The sequence below is a fragment of the Psychrobacter piscatorii genome (genome assembly GCF_001444505.1).
In the GTDB taxonomy this organism is placed as follows: domain Bacteria; phylum Pseudomonadota; class Gammaproteobacteria; order Pseudomonadales; family Moraxellaceae; genus Psychrobacter; species Psychrobacter piscatorii_B.
This window is the reverse complement of sequence record NZ_LNDJ01000032.1, coordinates 1-1048: the sequence shown is the minus strand read 5'-3', so window position 1 is coordinate 1048 and position 1048 is coordinate 1. Positions and strand designations below refer to the sequence as shown.

1 protein-coding gene is annotated in these 1048 nt (G+C 43.4%); it reads right to left on the bottom strand.

Features of this window, described 5'->3' with window-relative positions; genetic code table 11:
- Positions 1 to 243: 243 nt before the first annotated feature.
- Positions 244 to 1048, bottom strand: an 805-nt coding sequence (locus tag AS194_RS01900) for an IS3 family transposase (RefSeq protein ID WP_152978583.1), incomplete at its 5' end; no start/stop codon positions are given.

Genomic DNA, 1048 nt, shown 5'->3' with positions numbered 1-1048 from the left:
AAGTATGACAGATACATCTGCACTCGGCTGCCTTGTACCACTCTCAAATTGGATTAACTATATTCGGACATTATGATGAAGTATTCTTCAAATTAACATAGAGACTTAGAAAGCTAACATAAAAATGGGAGCTCTAAGCTCCTATTTTTTGAGTGAAACGCCCCGACTATATCGGAGAGTGGATTGCTTGAGTCAGTCAGCTTTATCTGACTCACTAAGACTATCATGGTATCGTCTCTCAAACTAAAAAGGCGACACATAACCAATTTTACTATGCAAACGTGTTTTGTTGAACCAATCCACCCATTCAAGGGTTGCCAGTTCAACATCGTTAACGCCAGTCCAGTTTTGCTTTAAATAATGAATCACCTCGGTTTTATACAGCCCGTTAACCGTTTCAGCCAACGCATTGTCGTATGAATCACCTTTGGTACCAACAGAGGCAATGACGCCAGAATCCGTCATCCTAGAAGTATAGCGAATGGATAAGTACTGAACGCCGCGATCACTATGATGAATGACATCTTTGGGATGGTTTATATCTGCTATTGCTTGGTCCAATGCCGCCATCACCATATCGGTGTTCATACGATTAGATACCTTCCAACCAACGATAGCACGGGCAAACACATCAATAATAAAAGCGGTATATACCCAGCCACTCAATGTTTTAATATAAGTAAAGTCAGCAACCCACAGCTGGTTAGGACGATGCGCATTAAAGTTACGATTGACTAAGTCATCAGCGCGCTTTTGGTCGTCACGGCTGTTGGTGGTAATCTTGCCTCTGCCACGCCAGATGCCTTGTAGGCCATACTGCTTCATTAATCGCTCTACTATGCAACGAGCCACCTTTAACCCGTCAGCTTTCATCTGCTGCCATACTTTACGAACGCCATATCGGCATTTGCTGTCCTGCCAAATACGCTTAATCTCGCTGAGATAGTAGTCGTCATGCTGACTGCGTAATGAACGTTTTTCAGGGCAGATCTCCAAGTCTTTAGCACGGTGATAGGTTGATGGGGCAATCGGTAATACTCTACAGATC